General features: G+C 27.0%; 21 protein-coding genes. 3 read left to right on the plus strand and 18 right to left on the minus strand.

Annotated elements, in window-relative coordinates; translation table 11 throughout:
* Positions 1-126: 126 nt before the first annotated feature.
* The 12 genes from Q0881_RS05945 to Q0881_RS06000 all read right to left on the minus strand — a co-directional run bounded on the left by Q0881_RS05945 (position 127) and on the right by Q0881_RS06000 (position 12,275).
* Positions 127-810 carry a hypothetical protein gene (locus Q0881_RS05945; protein WP_299157710.1) on the minus strand — a complete coding sequence of 228 codons (684 nt, stop codon included), beginning with the start codon at positions 808-810 and terminating at the stop codon, positions 127-129.
* Complete coding sequence (locus tag Q0881_RS05950; RefSeq protein WP_299157712.1) at positions 773-2,248, minus strand: trypsin inhibitor-like cysteine-rich domain-containing protein; 1,476 nt, start codon at positions 2,246-2,248, stop codon at positions 773-775. The genes Q0881_RS05945 and Q0881_RS05950 overlap by 38 nt, the downstream gene beginning before the upstream one ends.
* A 456-nt stretch (positions 2,249-2,704) precedes the next feature.
* The gene (locus Q0881_RS05955) at positions 2,705-3,322 is read right to left on the minus strand and encodes a hypothetical protein (protein ID WP_299157714.1); all 618 of its coding nucleotides are present in this window, start codon (positions 3,320-3,322) and stop codon (positions 2,705-2,707) included.
* Between the two features lie 69 nt (positions 3,323-3,391).
* Positions 3,392-3,745, minus strand: coding sequence for a hypothetical protein (locus tag Q0881_RS05960; RefSeq protein WP_299157716.1), 354 nt, complete (start codon positions 3,743-3,745; stop codon positions 3,392-3,394).
* A 23-nt stretch (positions 3,746-3,768) separates the two neighbouring features.
* On the minus strand, positions 3,769-4,482 hold the full coding sequence (locus Q0881_RS05965; RefSeq protein WP_299157718.1) for a DUF2071 domain-containing protein: 714 nt from the start codon (positions 4,480-4,482) through the stop codon (positions 3,769-3,771).
* Between the two features lie 104 nt (positions 4,483-4,586).
* Positions 4,587-5,876 carry an NAD(P)/FAD-dependent oxidoreductase gene (locus Q0881_RS05970; RefSeq protein ID WP_299157720.1) on the minus strand — a complete coding sequence of 430 codons (1,290 nt, stop codon included), beginning with the start codon at positions 5,874-5,876 and terminating at the stop codon, positions 4,587-4,589.
* 377 nt (positions 5,877-6,253) lie between these two features.
* Positions 6,254-6,934 (minus strand): DUF4386 domain-containing protein, encoded by a 681-nt coding sequence (locus Q0881_RS05975; protein ID WP_299157722.1) that lies wholly within the window; start codon positions 6,932-6,934, stop codon positions 6,254-6,256.
* A gap of 609 nt (positions 6,935-7,543) precedes the next feature.
* Complete coding sequence (locus tag Q0881_RS05980; RefSeq protein WP_299157723.1) at positions 7,544-7,984, minus strand: hypothetical protein; 441 nt, start codon at positions 7,982-7,984, stop codon at positions 7,544-7,546.
* A complete protein-coding gene (locus tag Q0881_RS05985) occupies positions 7,975-9,366 on the minus strand; it encodes a hypothetical protein (protein ID WP_299157724.1) in 1,392 nt (463 codons plus the stop codon). The genes Q0881_RS05980 and Q0881_RS05985 overlap by 10 nt, the downstream gene beginning before the upstream one ends.
* Positions 9,367-9,711: 345 nt before the next feature.
* Positions 9,712-10,392, minus strand: coding sequence for a hypothetical protein (locus Q0881_RS05990; RefSeq protein WP_299157725.1), 681 nt, complete (start codon positions 10,390-10,392; stop codon positions 9,712-9,714).
* Between the two features lie 58 nt (positions 10,393-10,450).
* Complete coding sequence (locus tag Q0881_RS05995) at positions 10,451-10,909, minus strand: DUF1801 domain-containing protein (protein ID WP_299157726.1); 459 nt, start codon at positions 10,907-10,909, stop codon at positions 10,451-10,453.
* A gap of 190 nt (positions 10,910-11,099) precedes the next feature.
* Complete coding sequence (locus Q0881_RS06000) at positions 11,100-12,275, minus strand: FAD-dependent monooxygenase (protein WP_299157727.1); 1,176 nt, start codon at positions 12,273-12,275, stop codon at positions 11,100-11,102.
* Between the two features lie 88 nt (positions 12,276-12,363).
* On the opposite strand from Q0881_RS06000, the gene Q0881_RS06005 reads away from it, so the two are divergent.
* A complete protein-coding gene (locus tag Q0881_RS06005) occupies positions 12,364-12,777 on the plus strand; it encodes a helix-turn-helix domain-containing protein (RefSeq protein WP_299157728.1) in 414 nt (137 codons plus the stop codon).
* 94 nt (positions 12,778-12,871) lie between these two features.
* Here the strand turns inward: Q0881_RS06005 and Q0881_RS06010 are convergent, their stop codons facing one another.
* The 5 genes from Q0881_RS06010 to Q0881_RS06030 all read right to left on the minus strand — a co-directional run bounded on the left by Q0881_RS06010 (position 12,872) and on the right by Q0881_RS06030 (position 16,030).
* Positions 12,872-13,450 carry an NAD(P)H-dependent oxidoreductase gene (locus Q0881_RS06010; protein ID WP_299157729.1) on the minus strand — a complete coding sequence of 193 codons (579 nt, stop codon included), beginning with the start codon at positions 13,448-13,450 and terminating at the stop codon, positions 12,872-12,874.
* Between the two features lie 59 nt (positions 13,451-13,509).
* A complete protein-coding gene (locus tag Q0881_RS06015; RefSeq protein ID WP_299157730.1) occupies positions 13,510-14,073 on the minus strand; it encodes a Crp/Fnr family transcriptional regulator in 564 nt (187 codons plus the stop codon).
* Between the two features lie 107 nt (positions 14,074-14,180).
* Positions 14,181-14,732, minus strand: coding sequence for a DUF2867 domain-containing protein (locus tag Q0881_RS06020; RefSeq protein WP_299157731.1), 552 nt, complete (start codon positions 14,730-14,732; stop codon positions 14,181-14,183).
* Positions 14,733-14,945: 213 nt separating this feature from the next.
* Positions 14,946-15,398 (minus strand): hypothetical protein, encoded by a 453-nt coding sequence (locus Q0881_RS06025; protein ID WP_299157732.1) that lies wholly within the window; start codon positions 15,396-15,398, stop codon positions 14,946-14,948.
* A gap of 65 nt (positions 15,399-15,463) precedes the next feature.
* Positions 15,464-16,030 (minus strand): Crp/Fnr family transcriptional regulator, encoded by a 567-nt coding sequence (locus tag Q0881_RS06030; protein WP_299157733.1) that lies wholly within the window; start codon positions 16,028-16,030, stop codon positions 15,464-15,466.
* Positions 16,031-16,382: 352 nt separating this feature from the next.
* Between Q0881_RS06030 and Q0881_RS06035 the strand changes: the two genes are divergently transcribed.
* The gene (locus tag Q0881_RS06035; RefSeq protein WP_299157734.1) at positions 16,383-17,663 is read left to right on the plus strand and encodes a phosphatidylserine decarboxylase; all 1,281 of its coding nucleotides are present in this window, start codon (positions 16,383-16,385) and stop codon (positions 17,661-17,663) included.
* A 69-nt stretch (positions 17,664-17,732) separates the two neighbouring features.
* Here the strand turns inward: Q0881_RS06035 and Q0881_RS06040 are convergent, their stop codons facing one another.
* Complete coding sequence (locus tag Q0881_RS06040) at positions 17,733-18,170, minus strand: GNAT family N-acetyltransferase (RefSeq protein ID WP_299157735.1); 438 nt, start codon at positions 18,168-18,170, stop codon at positions 17,733-17,735.
* A 189-nt stretch (positions 18,171-18,359) separates the two neighbouring features.
* On the opposite strand from Q0881_RS06040, the gene Q0881_RS06045 reads away from it, so the two are divergent.
* Complete coding sequence (locus Q0881_RS06045) at positions 18,360-18,815, plus strand: HIT domain-containing protein (RefSeq protein ID WP_299157736.1); 456 nt, start codon at positions 18,360-18,362, stop codon at positions 18,813-18,815.
* Positions 18,816-18,942: the final 127 nt, after the last annotated feature.

Here is an 18,942-nt window from a genome sequence, read left to right on the forward strand (position 1 = left end):
CGATTTCTGTATTTTCATTAGAAGAGAAGTAAAATCATATTAGGAGAGAAGTGGAGTTGGTATAAAAAAATAAGATAATTATACATAGGATAAGAAGTTGAGTTTATATTTAACTTCTCTTTATTGTTATGAAATAGATAATATTTTTTTACACTTTATTGTCCAGTGATAGTACTCTTTTTCTAAATAAATCAATGTAGAAAATCCATTTAAATTCTCATAACTTACTCCAACAATTAAAAATGCTTTCGTTTTCTCCTCGTTAAAAATAATATTAGAAAAACTTAAGAATATATCTATATCTTGAAATTCTGTTCTTAATCTTTTTTCATAATTTTTAGTATAATATAATAATGAGTCTTTTTTATGATTAGCTATTTTATCAATAACTATTTTAATATTCTTTTTAGAATTGAAAAATGAGTTTATTAAATTCTTATTATTTGTACATTCTTTAATAGTTTTTAAAACTTCTTTTTTATATTTTTTATTTAAAATATAAGTTTGAGGTAAAAGAGCTATTATTTTTTTTCTCACAGTTTGTTTATAAAAATATTTATAAGCTTGAAGACTATCTTTTGTTGTAAATTTATAATTCTTCTTATCTGGTGGTGGTGGAAAACCTGGTTTTAACACTATTGATTCCCTTAAATCACCTATTATTTTCTCAAAAATTTGATAAGTATTTTCTTCTATTAGAATACTAGTCTTTTGTTTTTCTTTACACGAAAAAAAAATAAAAGATATGATTAAGAAAATATATTTGTAGATATTATTTACATTCATTTCCATTAAGTTTAGTATTATCATTAACTATTTTTTGCTTTATGTTGTATTGAGAAGTTAAAGATTTATCTAAAGATACCCATTTACCATTGTCATAATAACCATCATAGCCATACTTTGTTAAACCATCCCAACCAAACCCCATGTAGTATTCTAAAGGGTATGAATAATTATCTAATTTTCTAATTGCCATAGCAATTGGTTTTACATACTTATCAGCCATATGCTGATGTTGAGCAAACTCTGATTGAAATTCATCCCCTTTGTAACTAAAATACCATTTTAATAGATTCTTTCTATTATTAGGATCTATTCCTTTTTGATGTTCATCTACATATTTAAAAAGTTCTGCATGTATTCCTTCGTGAAGAAGAGTACTAGCATAGTATAGAGGCTGGTGATCTGGTGTAATTCTAATATTTATTTTAATATTTCCATTTTTTACATCTTTTCCATCTGTGCAGGCATCGATACCTGAGCTACATGAATTATTTTGTTCGATTACTAAATTATAATTATTACTATTTTCAAATTTTTTAATTGTAGCTTTAAAAAGGTTTAAAGCTTTCAATTTTTCATAAACACATTTCGCTTTCCCTGTTAATTTATTTATAATTTGATCTTCTTCTACGCAATTTCCATCATCATCTTTATAAAAACCAGGTTCACATTCTTCTTTATCACATCCATGAACAGGATCATTGCAAGGAAATATAAGTACGTTAGTAGAAGAGCCTGAATAGGAGCTACCACTACCTCCGCCACCAGTTGAAGAACCAAATCCATAATTAACAGGCCCTGTATCAGATCCAATAGTAATTGATATTGTAAAACTACCTCCACCAGAACCACTATTTATAACTACTTCATCTAAATTATTATCACAAAAGTCAGAATCAGGATTTAAAGACTCGTCACAATCACCTTCATCTGGAGCATCAAATTTAAAAGAGGCTCTATTTTTTTGAGTCTTAACAAATTGTGTTGTAAATAAGCCATCTTTTAATCTATAACCATTGATAAACTTACCATTTAAATGAGTAATACTTACTATTCCGCTAAATTTATTGGAAGACATATTTTCATTAGGAATTGTATTTATTAGTATTTTTATAAGACTATTATGCTGTTTTACCAGAATTACTTTTGTGTTTATATTTTTATGTTTAGTTTTTGCAGGAATAGTTGTTACAAATTCAGAAGTATTTTTGATTTTTTCTTGTTTAATATTAGAAAAATCTAGTTTTAAATTTAGCTTATCTTTTGTTTTTTTAGCTAAATTGTATTCCTTTTTAAAATTTAAAATATCATCTGAGGAAACTGTTTTATATAGAAATTTATTATGAGTATTGCTCTCTATTTTAATATCTTCTTGGTTTTCACAATTCCATAATAATAAAGAAATTCCAAAGAATAGAATTCCTGTTTTTAAAAGATTACTTAATTTGTTTTTCCTTTTCATAATTTATTTAATTTATTGATTCGTATGTTGTTACTATTGTAATACAACTCAATTTTAATTAAAATAAATACTTTTATAAAGAGTAAATGAATAAACGGATACTTTAACGTAATAAACGGTATAAGAATCTGGTTAATAGTAGTTAATAAATTATAAAAAGTTTATACAACCCAAAAAGTAATTGAAAAAAGTTTGTACAGAAATTCTACTACTAAAATTGTACAGTTTTAAAATAAAAGTATTTTAAAACTGTACAAAAAAATAGTACTAAAGACTGTACATATTAAAAAATTAAATAAAAAAAACTGTACAGAATAAATGCAATTAGAATTGTAACTTATTTATAAGGTTTTGGGTTTATTGAGTAGGGGAAGAGTGTGGTGGTTGAAATAGTATAGCATGATTATATTACCAAAGACAAGTTTTTCTTATGCAAATTGATGTGTACTTCAATATTTAATTAGCCCAAATAGATTGTAGAGATGTCTTTTCCCATTTGCCATTTTTTCTTACAAGGACAAAACTTTCTCCAGAGTTAGGTCTGTCTATACTTAAACATACCCTATTCATTTTCTTGTTAAAGATTGGTTTCTCAATCAAAAAATAACTTGCACCATATAATCTATCTGATGGGGTCATTCTTTCATATGCAATTGATGATAGCGAGTCATGAGAAACTCCTTTTTTTAAAAGTTCGCAAGTGTTTAGTATTTGGTAGTTGTACTTAGTTAATATTTTTAAATCAAATTTTTTATTTTTTTCAATTTGATCTTTAAGAAATACAGTGTCTTTTTCTTTAAGATTATGTGACAAGTATTCTAAATATTTAACTGATATAAGCTCTCCTTCTTTTTCAATAATTCGTTCAGGAAATTTGTGTAAAAAGTTAAACTCAGAAATTAATGCTCTTTGGTATGGCAATAATTTTAAATCTATTGTGTCAGACAATATCTCATTTAATATTTCTGCCTTATGAATATCACTAATAATAACTAGCTCATTATCTGATTTTTTTTTATTGAAGCAACCCCATATAGTTATGGTTAAAGTTATTATGTAAAGTTTTTTTTTCATTAATATATAAATTGTTCGTAAACGTTTTACTTTATATGTCTAAACATTTTTTTAAGTAGGCAGTTTTTATCAATCTTTTTGGAATCCTGAATTTAAATCTCTAAATATTACAATTTTTGGTTTTCCTATAAAGTATGGTCTATAAAAATATGTATAGTGAGGCATATCGTAAAAATTTAAATGAATTTCTGTTCCTCTTAGATTATGAATGAGTTTATAAGTTCCGGTTCCTCTGAAATTACTTTTGAATGTATTGTCATTGAATAATTCTAATTTATCACCATTATTAATTCCATCTGAGCCAAATTGATTTGATATTTCTGCGGTATATTTTCCTATTATGAAAATTTTAAAGAAATAAGTATTATAAAAATATAGAGAGCAGATAATAAGTAGAGATATAATCCAAAATTTCTTAGTCATTTATTAAACTTTTACACTTTATTCTAGCGAGTGATTTGATTTTTTTTCTTTAATTTAACCCATTCATGTTCAATATCTTTCATTAATAAAGCATTATCAAATTTTACAGAACCTTTTGGGAAAATACTTACATTCTCAAAAAAACTCGAATTTACATTTTCTACTTCTAATAATGATACTTTCCAAGTGTATGCTTTCAATTCAAGCCCATCAAAGTTGTTTTTGTCAGGGGAGTATCCAATAGATCCATCTTCAAAGAAATTTGATACATGTTGTAGATTTTTAAATACACTTTCTTTGTTCCAATTATCAGTTTCTTTAGCTTTTATTGATAGGGAGGTTTTATCATTACTTAAAAAGCCTACTTCATAAGTATTATTTTTTTCATTTACTGTAAAATTGGCTAGATGGTGAATTCCAGGAAAGATAGTTCCACCTGCTAAAGAATTTAATTTAGAAGAAGTATCTCTTCTGGGAATATAAACTCCTTCTTTTTGAATTCCGTTTTCAGTCCATTCAACAGCAATTCTATGAGCTCCATTTTCAGAAGAAATCCCAATTTGTTTAGGTAAGCCTTTTGGTCTAATTTCTTTTAATCTAATCAAGCATATTCCTGCAATTCCTTTTCCATTTACCAACTTTGGTTTAAAAGGTACTGGTAAATAATTTTCTAAGACCTCTTTATCAACTTGATAATTGATTAGAATTCGCCTGTCTATTATTCCTTTTATTTTCATTTATAAGAATTGGTCGTTTGTATCAAATGTAAAATTCGTATTATTGAATATGACCTACATTCCTTATTCATACTTTATTCTCTCTGAATTTAGGACATACTTCGTTAGTATTCTTCTTTTTCCTTTTTACTTGGAGTTTTACGAATAATGAGTCTCAAACCTTTGTCGTAATTAAAATAGCTCCAACTCCAATTCATAAATACAATTAATCGATTTCTAAAATCAACGAGTAACATGAGGTGAAGAAACATCCAAACGAGCCAAGCAATTCCTCCCGAAAATTTGAAGAATGGTAGATCAACAACCGCTTTGTTTCTTCCAATAGTTGCCATTGTTCCTCTGTCATTATAATTAAAAGGTTTTAATTCTTTTCCCTTAGCCATTGCATTGAAATTTACTCCTAAAGTATGCCCTTGTTGTCCGGCAATAGAAGCCAGCATTGGATGTCCTTTTCCGTCCATTTCCGATTCGATACTAGCCACATCTCCAATTGCAAAAACATTTTCCTGACCAATTACTTTGTTAAATTGATCCGTAATTATGCGGTTACTTTTATTTAAACTCTTTTCTAAGCCTGCCACAGGTAAGCCCTTAACACCTGCTGACCAAATTAAAGTTCGTGCTTTAAAATCTGTCTTTGATGATATAACAGTGCTGCCATCATAATCTTTTACAAAAGTATTTAGCCAAATGTTTACTCCTAATTTTTTTAAAAACTTATAAGACTGTGAAGAAGCCTTTTCGCTCATTGATGGTAATACTTTATCTGAAGCTTCTATAATATGAATTTGCATTTGACGAATGTCAAGGTCTGGGTAATCTTTAGGTAAAATATTTTTCTTTAATTCTGCCAAAGCTCCTGCTAATTCTATTCCTGTTGCTCCACCACCAACAATTACAAAATTCATATACTCATCTCGAACTGAAAGATCTGTAATACTTAATGCTTTTTCAAAATTTTGAATAATTAGACTTCTTAAATCCAAGGATTCTCGAAGACTTTTCATGGTGTATCCAAATTTCTCAATATTTTTTAAGCCAAAAAAATTGGTTACAGCACCCGTAGCTATAACCAAATGATCATATTTTATAATTCCCAAATCGGAATCAACTTCTTTGGTATCTACATTTACATGATGTACATCTGTCATTCGAAAATGAAAGTTTTTCTTTCCTTTAAATACTTTTCGAATTGGATACACAATAGAGTCTGGTTCTAAGCTAGAACTAGCCACCTGATACATTAGAGGTTGAAAAGTATGGTAATTGTTTTTATCTAGAAGAACTACTTGGTAATTTTTAGTGTTGATTTTTTTTACAAGCTTTAAACCAGCAAAACCACAACCTATAATTACAATTCTTGGTAAACCGATACTTGGTATGTTACTGTTCATAATGGTATTTCACTTTTATTTTTTAGATTTCTTTTTAATTAAAGTTTTCTATTTTATAGTGAATATTCTGTTGTATTCAAATTTAAGATAAAGGAACCAAAGTTTTTCTAATATTGCTATTAAAGTAAAAAGAAAAACACACTCGTTTTTTTAACTTACTTAAGATAGAGTTGTTTATGAATCTTTGATTTTATTTAAATTATGAAACAAAATTATTAAGATATTTTTCAAAACTTCTTAAGATATCTTAAGAAATTAATTAAGTTTTGGCTTTTCAGTTTGCAGATAACGTTTGCATGTAGTGAATATATTTAAAAAGCTGTAACATAACTCATTTTTTAATGAGTTATGTTACAGCTTTTTATTATTAAATATCGTTATTTTATTTCAGTTTCATAGGTTGAAGAATTCAATCCTTTAAAAATTAACCAAAGTGGTAGAATTAATTGAATTAGCCCTATAGGAAGAAGCATATTCATACTTATACTTTGTCCAAAAATTGAAAATAACATTTCAACAAACATAAGTAGTACAGCTATTATTCCAACTATTGAGAGGATTCTTGGAATTAATTTAGATATAAATAATGTATAGTATAGAATAAAAACAGGGAAGCAAGAAATTAGCATACTTAAGTAATGCGACCACCAATGTTTCTTGTAAAATATAGTACCTAATGTGTTTAATATAGTTGAATTATCTGTCCCGTTTTTAGAATATTCTAAACTTAATTCTAACATGGACAACACATTAATATTATCTATAGATATGACTACAAAGCTTAGTATACTAAATGCTAAATATAGAAATGCCAAAGAGGTATTGTATTTTTTAAAAATAGGTACTAAAATAGTAGCTATAACTATCGATAGTATACCACTTAAAAATAAAAGTAAGGTTGAAAGAATAATTTGAGTTGAGTTTTGGGAAGTGGTAGTTAGATAATTATCTGCAAATAATACTGGACCTTGTAAAAATTGGTAAACTATAACACCAGTTGCAAAAATGATTAAAAATAATAAACCTATAATACGTCCAGTTGCCTTATTTGATTTCATGATTTTAATTAATTAGTTGATTGATTCTAAGACGAATTACACTCAATATTGTTACAAATGATATGTTAGTTTCAAGCTATAGAAAATGGAGGAGTGTTTGGACATATGCAAAGCTTATGTAGAAAAACTACAGATTTAATATTGTTTGCTTATTCTTGTTCTGTTCTAATAAAAAAACATCAATCCTTTTTTAATTTTTATTCGTTTCTTAAACTTTGTTAATTGTGTGCTAATTATCTGTTAATTATGTTGTTAACCTGTTACGTTTGTTTAAATATCTCGTCTTCTTAATATAACCATAAAAACATTTTATTATGAAAACCAAGAATAAAATTATTAAAAAAATAAAAAGAACAATCATAGAATCGAGAAGAGAAGTTTGGAACAAAAAAAGAAATTATAATCATAGATTTAGAATAGCATTTTATAGTTAATTAGTAGTTTTTTTAGCTACAATTTTTCTGTTGGTTTCTATCGGTAAATTCTATTATTACATCCGTTAATTTTTATATATTCCTATCTTCAAAAAGGTTTTATGCCTTTCTTCCCTCTCGTTTTCTAAATTTTTTACATAAAAAAAACACTTCGTTAGAGGTGTTTTTTATCTACTTATTTTTCAGTAAAACTTGTTGTCCAAAGCACAGGATACTTTATTATTTTATCTTTTTGTTTTTCAATCAAATATATCTTTTTGAATACAGTGTTTTTAAAAAAATTAGTATTCATCTCTTTTACTCTTTTTTTTTCTATACTTTTTAATGTTTCAAATTTTATCTTATTTAAGTATTTAATATTACAAGTGTCTATTTTATTTTTTTTATCTAAAACAAAAGATTCTTCACCGATATAAAAAATAGTACGATTTCCTTTTCTTTTTTTTCTATATTTTTTAATTAGCAAATCGTTCCCAATACCATCTTCAATTACATATTTTTCTTTACTATGTTCATTAAATGAGAGATAAATAGTTTCTTTATTTTCTTGTGCATTTAAATGAACATTATTAAATAATAAAATATACAATATTAAAATACTTCTCTCTATTGACATGTTTCATTTTTATTAAGGTTAATATAATCACTTATAACTTTTTTAATTCTGTCTTGCTCTTCTTTCGATAAACTTGTCCAAGTATAAATATTTGATTTGATCAAACCTTCCCAAGCTGTATCCAAATAAAATTGATTAGAATGTTGGTTATTATCAAAGTCACTTAAAATATCAGCTATTGTTTGTCTATAATGTGTTGCCATTTGTTGGTGTTGCCAGTTTTTATGACGTCTATAATAATCATAAATTCCTGGAAAATCTTTTTTTATACTAATAATATAATCTTTTTGCTGTTGCGAAGACCAACCAGTAAAATCTAAATTGCCTTGTTTGGCAAGAGATAACAGTTTTCTAAACATTTCAGCGTGAATAACTTCATGAGCAATAGTTTTGGCAGTCATTAAATTAGGTCTATAACCTACTCCATGAATATTCGAATTACTATTTATAGCTATTGTAATTACATAATCTGGTGAACTACCAGCTCCATTGGGAGCTCTTGTTTCTCCTCTTGTGTTTCCCAAATCTTCCATTATAAGATTTAAATGGCTAACAGGAAAATCTCCATCAAATTTTTGTATAGCATTTTTAAAATTAGTACTTAATTTTTCTAAATTCTCATAAACACATTTAGCTTTTCCCGTTAGCTCATTGATAATTTTATCATCAGTAGAATTGCCATTATTCCCATTGTTATTTCTACCACCATGGTATCCATCACCATAATTATTGTCATTATTATACCCAAGACAGAATCTTGAATTAGGAACGATTCTTACAGAGCCGTCAGAAAACCGTTCAACAATTTGATAGCATCGTTCTTGAGGTTCAACTCTAGCATACAAATCAGGAGATTTAGTTTGTAAAACGCCATTAACATACTCATTTATAAAGGATTTATCTTTTTTATTTTTTATAATAATTGAGCCAGAAAATTCTTTAGAAATATTAGAATAACTAATGTTCTCTTTATTAGAAATAAAGTTTAAAGAATTTAAAGGAGATATAATAGTAGCAAAGTAATGTGTTGTCTTTTTATTTTTATTAAAAGAAAAAAGAATTCGATTATGAAAATTTATAACAGTATTTTCATTACTCTTTAATGATTGAGCTTTTTTAGGGTTTAAAAAAATTTCTAAAATAAGATCATTTTCTTTCTTGAAGATTTGAGAGTTGTTCCAATTAATATTTTCAGAGAGAGAAAGTAGTTTTTGTTGATGTTCAGTTAAAGAAATATTATTAAAATAATTTTTAGCTTTTTGAATATATTCCGAACTTTGATTGAGCTCTAAATTTTCTTCTTGATTTTCACAATTCCATAATAATAGAGAAATTCCTATTAAAAACGCTCCAAGTTTTAAACCGTTTATTTTCCTTTTCATATTTATTTAAATTATTGATTCATAATCACATTTTCATCGTAATTAATATTTAATTACAAGCAGTAATGTGTTCTAATGCTTATCAATTTTAATTAAAATAAATGCTTTTAAATAGGGTAAATGAATAAACGGATACTTTAACGTAATAAACGGTATAAGGCATTGTTTATTAGGAGGTAGGGTGTTGTGAGAAAGACGATTTATTTATTGTGTTAAAGGTATTCACTAGTGTTTATAAATACTTTTTTACAGCTACTAGCGAGTCAAACTAATATTGATATGTGCTGTATTTTATTTAGCTTTTTTAAGCTAAGAGTTATTGATTAAAGGTTCTGTTTGCTAATACTAATGTCGATAAATTATATTTACTAAAATTAACCTCTTCAGGATATAATCATTTAAGTTTAGATGGTTTTTTAATATTAAATCAGACATTATTATTGGATTTCTTAGATCTCCTGTTAGCTCAATATATTCTATGTAGTTTTTTAAAAAAGAAGATTTATTTTTTGTCTTTTTTAATGCTTTTAGAAAAAGTCCAATCATATTTATTTGAATACTATTTTTTGTTCTTTCTAAAGTATTGTTTGTATTATCAAAATCTTCACAGCAATATATTTCTGTTCTAGTATATTCAAACGTATTGTTTGGTTTTAAACATTTGTATTTAGCTATAATCGCTTTTTTATTTTCATCATATTTAGACTTTCCAGCATAAACAGAATCTGCTACACAATATATGTTTTGTTTTAAAAGGCTCTTATTAAAAGTGTTTTTCATTTCTTTAGAGACTGTTTTTTCTAAAGTTATTTTCTTTTCTACAAACTCTGATAAAAATTGTTTGTACGCGTTTTTTATTTCAAGGTTAGAATATTTCCTTTTTAAAAAGTTGTTTTCAAAATCGGTTAAAAGTAAATTTAATGTCTTGACATTTTCTGCTCCTAATGTTTTTTCAAAATCTTTTTGTTGAGAGTAATTGACCACATTATAAAATACCGTTATTAATATAATTGTAATCTTTTTCATAGTTTTTCAATTATTTAAAGGTTTATTAAGGTTATAGATTGTTAGCGATTTGTTGGTTTTATTTTTTTTTAATGTTTGTTTCATAAATATTTATCCACTCCTTAACACTCATTTTTTTCATTAATTCTCCAATAAGTTCATAAGGAATTTCATTCAACTTCTTAAATCTTACACAGCTTTTACCCATATCTAGTTTAAGTTTACAATGCTTGGGATATTCGGTTACGAACCATTTCAATAATTTAGGATCGGAATAAATGCCCATATGATAAAAGTTTATAGAATTTTTTTGCGATGCAATTCCCGCGAAAGGAAGCGGTTCGCTTGGTTTGCAATGATAACCTTCAGGATATAGTGTATGCGGAACAACATAACCCAATCCGCCATAACTAATACCTGCTTCAAAACCTTTTGGCAAATTTTTCAAGATAACATCGTGAAGTTTGTTAAAAGGTAAGACTCTGTCCTTAGGAAGGTTTATCAGAATTTCTGTTACTGTTTTTCCAACTGCTTTCATATAGGTGTCTTTATATTAAAAAATAGTAATGCAATTAATACTTATAGTGTTTTTTACAACTCAAATTAAAAAAGACTAAATTATACTGTAAACCTTTTTTAAATAAAGGTTTGCAGTACCTTAATATACGAATAATCATTGAGCATGTTTTATTCTGTTGATATACTTTTTTAGATTTTATCATTCTGTTTTACTTAGGCAAATTTTTTGACCATAATTCAGCTATACTTTGACTGGCGAGGTTATAATCTGTATTTTTTGCTTTTTCGTTTCTCTCTTTGGAGTACAATACATTTTCGTTAAATAAAGATTTTGCTAAATTTCTTCCAGCCATTGTGATTGCTGTTGTTTTTTGAAATCTATTTTCTTGAAATTTACTAAATGCTTCTTCTATAGTTTCTGATTGTTCTAAAATAGCAGCAAAATGCCAAGCATCTTCTATTGCTTGACAAGCTCCTTGCCCTGAAGTAGGTAATGATGCATGTGCAGAATCGCCTATTAAACATACATTGTTTTTGTACCATTTTAGAGTAGGGTTGTGGTCAAATACTTCGATATACTTGATGTTCTCTTCTTTTGTTAATTTTATAATTTCTTTGATTTCTGGAGGCCAAGAATCAAATAGCTTAAGAAGTTCTGTTTTATGGTTTTTATTTTTAAATGAAGCATTTATGGGTAAAGATTTTCCACCTGCCCAATATCCTTTGTTTTTATTAATTGTTACAATTCCAAATCGTTCACCAGTACCCCAAAAGTCCATTACATTGTTTTTTGAAAAAATAAGTTTTTTGCTTTCTACTATTCCAATCCAATTAACAAAATTTTGATAAACAGGAGTATTGTTACCATTTACGTACTGTCTAGCCATAGAATTTATTCTTCCATCAGCTCCAATAACAATTTGTGTGTGTATAGAAATACCATTCTCAAAATTTACAGAAGTAATATTGTTTTGGTATGAAATATTTAAAGCATTATGATTATAATGAATAGGAATATTCAATTCATTTATTTTGTTTAATAGAATGTTTTGTAAATCTGTTCTACCTATAGAATAGCTTTTAAAACCAATATGTTTATTGATTTTATTTACTTCAATGGCACCTAAATAATCTTTGTTTTTTGTCCAACGTTGCATTTGCAATAATTGTCCACCTAGTTTTTCTATTTCTGTTAATAGACCAAGTTTGTGAAAAATTTTAGTAGCATTTGACCATAAAACTAAACCAGCTCCCATAGTTGTTACTGTATTTCTACGCTCATATATGCTAAGATTTTTAAACCCTTTTTGATATAAAGCTATAGCTGTTGTTAAGCCTCCAATTCCTGCACCTAAAATTGCTATTTTAGAATCTTTATCTCTCATTTTCATATTATCTAATTTTATTATTACTTTTGATTTCCAAGTAAAAATAATAAATAACTTGGTTTTTCCAAGTATTAAGCAGCAGGATATGAGTCAAAAGTTTAGGTCGAGTTGTCCAATTAGTTCAGCATTAGATATAATAGGGGATAAGTGGTCTTTGTTAATTATTAGAGATATGATGTTTTCTGGAAAGAAAACATATACAGAGTTTAATAAATCAAGTGAAAAAATATCAACAGATATCCTTTCTAGTAGATTAACGAAACTAAATGAGTTAGGTATTATTACTAAAGGAAAACAGGAAGGAAATAAAAAAACAAATATTTACAAGCTTACTAAAAAAGGAACAGAATTGTTACCAATACTTTTAGAAATTGCACAGTGGAGTGATAAAAATTTAAATGACCACTTGGAGGATGGGGCAAAACCATTTGTTAATAAATTCAAATCAAATAAAGAAGAATTTGTTCAAAACATGTATGCTCTTTTTAAAAATCGATAGATTTATTTAGGTATTAATTGCTTAATCTAGTTTTTAACATTTTGGAGTATTTAGCACAAACTCTTCTTTAGCTTTTATAATTTTCAGGAAATTGTTATTTTAATGTACCACCTAAAACAGTTATTTTTTTTAACCATTTTTCTCTAAAGTTTAAGCTTGAATTTTTAATTGGTGCGATATAAGTAACTTTGACAGGATTAACTCCGCAAAACTGCAATGTCCCTTTTTTAAACTGATTAATTGCAGGTCGCTTCATAATTAAAAAATCGTACCATTTTGGTGTATCAGCTGTAATAATTAATCGGGCTGATTTTCCTTTCAATAGCTTTTCAGGTAATGGTTTTCCTTCAATAGGTTGAAAGGTAATTTCGGGCAAGAATATTCTATCTATAAAACCTTTCATTAATGCGGGGTAACCATACCACCATATTGGGAATATCCATACAATATGATCTGCTTTTTTTATTTTGTCAATCGCATCAATTAAATCAGATTCTAATTCTGTTCTCTTTCGATATCCAAATGCTAGATTAGGATTAAAATCTAAATCCGTAATATTAATTTGAGTCAATGTAACATTTACTTTATTTGCTCCTTTTATGTAAGCTTCAGATAAAGCATAGTTAAAACTTTGTTTATCTGGATGTCCATTAATTATTAAAACTTGTTTCATTTTGTTCCATGTTTTTCACAAAGAACAGGACTAATAAAAATATTAGAAAGGACATTTGTCTAATTCGAAATCAACTTTCTTATTCTGCTTAAATGTCTTTGAGTAATGCCTAAATATGAAGAAAGGTAGTTGAGAGGAACTAATTGTAAAAATTCTGGTTGATTTGTAAGTAAATCGCGGTATCGTTGTTCAGCGGTTTCCTTTTGCAACAAGAAAATTCTTTTTTCCATTTTGATATATTCTTGTTCAGCGATAAATTTAAAAAGCCTTAACCAATTAATACTTGATTCCTGTAATTTTAGAATTTCATCTCTTGAGATAGTTAATAACTCAATGTTTGTTAAAGCTTGGATATTTTCGGTAGTTTTATTTTGTGATAAAAATGAAGAGTAAGCACTAACAAAAGAATTGGAAAAAGTAAAGCAATATGTTACTTCTTCTTCTGATGATGAATGATAAAACGACCTAAACAATCCAGAAATTACAAAACCTACTTCTTTGGATGTCTGACCTTCTCTGATGAAAAAGTCGCCTTTATTTATTTTTTTATGAATTACTTTCTTTTCAAATAAATCAATTTCGTCATCTGTCAGTATATTAAATGTTTTTAAATAGTTTCTCATTTTATTAATTCTTAGCAACAATATAAATTATAGGAGTTAGTCATGACTTTTTATTGTTTTGAGTATGATTTTGGTTTCAAGAACAAGAAATTAACGATAATTATCTTTTACCAAGATTTGTTTATTAATTTAATTTCCATTTTTTTTAGAATTCTTTTTAAGTAAAACTTATGAAAAGGTTTTACTATTTTAAAATAAATTTTTCCAAGAGTATTATTAATAATAACTGTTGTAGCTAATTCTAATCTAATAGCATTGTTTCTTTTAAATGATAAAAATGAGAGTTTAAAATCTAAATGCGAATCTTTTTGACCTGTTAAAAGTTCATTTTCATTTTTATCTTGTACTTCAAATATTGCTATTTTGTCACCAATATTACCTTTAAACTGATATAATTCTTTTAATCTTGAGCCTTTCTCTGTTTTTGGAGCCGTTTTTAAACCAAAGAATTTAGCAATAAATTCTCTTGTATTTAGTAAAATCTTAAATGATTTAGGAAATGATAGAAAAAAGGCTATCATTAAATCTTTAGGCTCTGGGAAATAATCTAATTTATAGGAAGTAAGTCTAAAATTGTCAGCATATGTAATGTGGTTGCTATTTTTATGAATTAAATAATCAGCCCCTATTTCAACTTCTGTAACTTTACTTTTGGTCATTTCTTTACTATTGAATACAATTTAGTAACTATAGATAATATGAGAACTAAAAATACAAAATCTCCATAAATTTTAAGCAATCTTTTAAGATTATCCTTCTTTAATTATTTACATAATCAACATCTGTGTGCCATAGTTTAAACTTCTAGTATATAAAAAAAGAACTTTAAGGTATAGCTTTTTATTTCTAAAATTTTGTGTTTATAAATATTATTAGAACTTAATAGAAGAAATATAAGTCCATACAATAAATAGTATTTGTAATGGTATTCGAAACCATAAATAGGTGAGTCCATTTCCATCTAGTGTACCTTTTTGATAATTAACGTTATTTATTGAGGCATAAATATTTGCTGGTAACATTAATAGAAAGAAAACAATAAGTATCCAACCAGATATATTTTTAAATTTAGGAATTAGAAGCATTATAGCAAGTAAAATTTCAAATATTCCAGTTAGGTAAACAATAACTTCTTTAAAAGGAATAAATTTAGGGACAATCATAGACATTCCTTTTGTAAAAAGAAAATGCCCAATAGCTGTAAATATAAGCATTATTGACATTGAAATTCTTGCCGATAAAGCAAAGTCATATTCCTTTTTTACAATTTTAATTACAAAAACAGCGATTATAAAACTTAATAAAAGTACAATTAATGGTTTCATATTTTTTCATTTATTTAATACCAAACAAAGGTTAAAAAGAATAAAATGAATATAATGAACTCAGGTTAAGTAATACGTTTTCTTATTCTACTTAAAGCTTGTGGTGTAATACCAATGTAAGAAGCTATAAACTTTAAAGGAATTTTTTCTAGTAATTTTGGTCTGTCTGTAAATAAGTCTAAATATCGTTGTTCAGCAGTTTTATTTAATAAAGAAAGCTCTCTTTTAGATTTTATTAAAAACATGTTTTCAGCCATTCGTCGTCCAATAATGTTTCCATTCTTGGTACTTTTATAAACTTCTTGTAAATCTTTATTTGAAATTTGCCACAAAACAGTTTCTGTTAATGTTTCAATTTGATATTCAGAAGGAGTTTGTGTTAAAAGAGAATCATAAGCTGTAATAAATTCATTTTCAAACACGAAACCGAAAGTTAAATCAGACATTTCTTCAGGTATATAAAGCCGAATTATTCCTTTAGATATAAAAGATAAATGATTTTCAACCTTTCCAATTTTTAATAGTGGAATATTTTTATCTAGTTCAACTTTTTTTAATTTAGAAGAGAAAAAAAGCCAGTCAGAATCGCTCATTGGAGAAATATTATCTATAAATTTTCTAATTTCTTTCATTTCATTAATCTTTTATAAGTGTGTTTGTTGAATTATATTCTTGAAAATATTGATTCGTTTTTTAAGAATCTAATGTAAAAGAAAATTTAATGTATTGAAGAAATATGAAAGAATTACTTAAAATGAAGAATACGTTATCTCTTTTAGTTCTTTAAAACCTTGCTTTGATACAAAAATATTTCACTTCTATGGTGTTTTTTAGAATATGAACCTTAAAATTATTCAAATTTGAGTTGTTATACGATGTTAACTAATTGGTATTTAGCGTAACTTGTAATTATTCCAATAACAAAAGGCGAAATCTGAAAAGCCTTATATAAATAGAGTAGGAAACAACTAAACCAAACTAAAAATGGAAAATGTACTAAATGTAACAGATTCAACTACTAAACTTAACCCAGTAGTACAAAAACTAAAAACTCTTTTGGATACTAATTTAGAATTAAAAGGAGCTCTAAGCGCTTCTTTAATTATAGCTTCAGGTATGGCTAAAGAAAAATTAGATTCTCAATTATATAATGGTCTTAATCAAGTTTTTAAAGGGAATGCATGGCCAACTACAATTGAAAAATATTACGAGTATTTGGATATGTATGTAAAATTGGTTCCTAATGAAGAAACCTCTGCAGAATATCCTGATGCTTGGAAAAGTGGACCTCAAGAGAATGGGTATAACCAAAAAGTATATGATTTATTATGTCAGTTTTATTGGTTGGTAGATCAAAATGAACCAGGATCTAATGTAACGATACAAAGTTTTCCAGAATTTTCTGAATGGTTGGTAGATTTTGCAAATAGTTGGGGAGAATTTTGTAGTACTACGGCTTCATTTACTGAAGCATCTAAAGCATCATTTAAAGCAAATTTAATGTATAATTGGGATTTGTATGCTGATAATGAAGCTAGTTGGGATACTTTTAATAAGTTTTTCTATCGTGAATTCAACGGAGCAGCAGAAGGAACTAAAATAAGCCCTTTGCGCCCTATAACCGATCCTACAAACAATAAAACAATAGTTGCCCCTGCAGATTGTACTTTTAAAGCAGACTACCCAATTGACGCTAATGGTAATGTATTAGATGAAAGAGGTGAACAGACTTCGGTAAATTTAAAACATACGCATTCTATTGGTTCTGTTACTGAGCTTCTAGATGGGAGTGAATATGCCGATGCTTTTAATGGAGGAACTTTTGTACATTACTTTTTAGGACCTTTCGATTATCATCGTTTTCATACGCCTGTTTCTGGCTATGTTTTAGAAAGTAGAAAAATATCTGGTAAGGTATATTTAAATGTTGAATTAAATGGAGGGCAATGGCATGCTCCAGATGGTGCTGGTAATGGGTATGAGTTTAAACAATCGAGAGGTTTAATAATAATGGATACCGTTGAGTTAGGAAAAGTAGCGATACTTCCAATAGGAATGTGTCAAGTTTCTGGAGTACTTATGACTCCTGGTTTACAGGGGAGAGAAGTTGTTAAAGGCCAGGAATTTGGGAAGTTCCAGTTTGGTGGGTCAGATATTATAATGCTATTTGAAAAAAGTACTGAAGATCTATATATGTTCAAGAATGACCCAGGTCATAATCCTATTCACTTTCAATATGGACAGGCGGCAATATTAGCAAAATAAAATATTTATATTTTATATACAAAACGGAGAACACTTAAAAATGTTCTCCGTTTTTTTACTAAGCTAATTTTATTTTTTTAATTCCATATGCAACGTTGGATATGGTTTTCCAGTAGCATCTAATTCAGAACGTCCTATTATTTCAAATTTGTAATGTTTGTAAAATCCAACAGCTTGTTCGTTCTGTTCATTTACATCAACTTTAGTAACATTTAAATTATGAATTGAATACTCTAATAATGTTTTACCAATTTTCCTCCCTCTATATTCAGGATGTATGAATAACATTTCTAAACTCTGTTCAGCAACTCCAAGAAAACCTATTATTTCTTTCTGGTTATTCCTTATACACCTTAATTCAACAGCATCTAAGTAGGTATTTAGTATTAGAGGCTTAAAATATTGAATATCTTCTTCTTTTAAAAAGTCATGTGTTGCTCTAACTGAAGACTCCCAAACATTTACAACTTCTTGATATTCGTTTTTATTAATTGTATCTATTTTCATTTATTTTATAACTGTCAATTTATTTTTATAACCCTCAAATGTCTATTGAATTTATAGGGCCTCTAATGTAAAATAATAATTAGAAATTATTTAGAAAATAATATAAGAATTCCAAAAAGCTGATGAGTGAATGTATAGCTCGTTTGTCTTTTTTAAGTACCTTCGTTTACATCTTTAACACACATAATCATGAATAAAAAGCACTTTTTTTTACTAATTTTTTTGTTTCAAATTCTAGTTGGACTTAGCCAGTCTAAAGCTTATCAAGATAAAAAGGAAAAGAAAATAAAGGAAGGGTCGGTATTTGCTAAAATTATAAATAGAAAGCTTCCAGCAACAATTTTATATGAAGATAAAGATATTATTGCTTTTCTTCCTTTAAGATTACAAGCTAAGGTGCATGTATTAATTGTTCCTAAAAAAGAAATACCTACAATTAATGATATTACAGAAAAAGATGCGATGCTATTAGGTAAACTGTTTTTAGTAGCTAAAAAAATTGCAAAAAAGAAAGGTATTGCAGAAACGGGATATCGTTTAACAATGAATATGAATGAAGATGCCGGACAATCTGTTTTCCATTTGCACATGCACCTACTAGGAGGGGAGAAATTAGGACCAATGGTAGATATAAGTATAGAATAACATACTCTATTTTCACTTGACTTGTAAAAACAAGCTTTTCATCTAAAGATTATTTCTCTTCGTCTAATTTTAGGATATTAAACGACTTCTAAAAGTATATTTACAGTATAATTAAAAGTTTTAGATA

Origin of the sequence: uncultured Tenacibaculum sp., from assembly GCF_947494125.1 — a bacterium.
Lineage (GTDB): Bacteria > Bacteroidota > Bacteroidia > Flavobacteriales > Flavobacteriaceae > Polaribacter.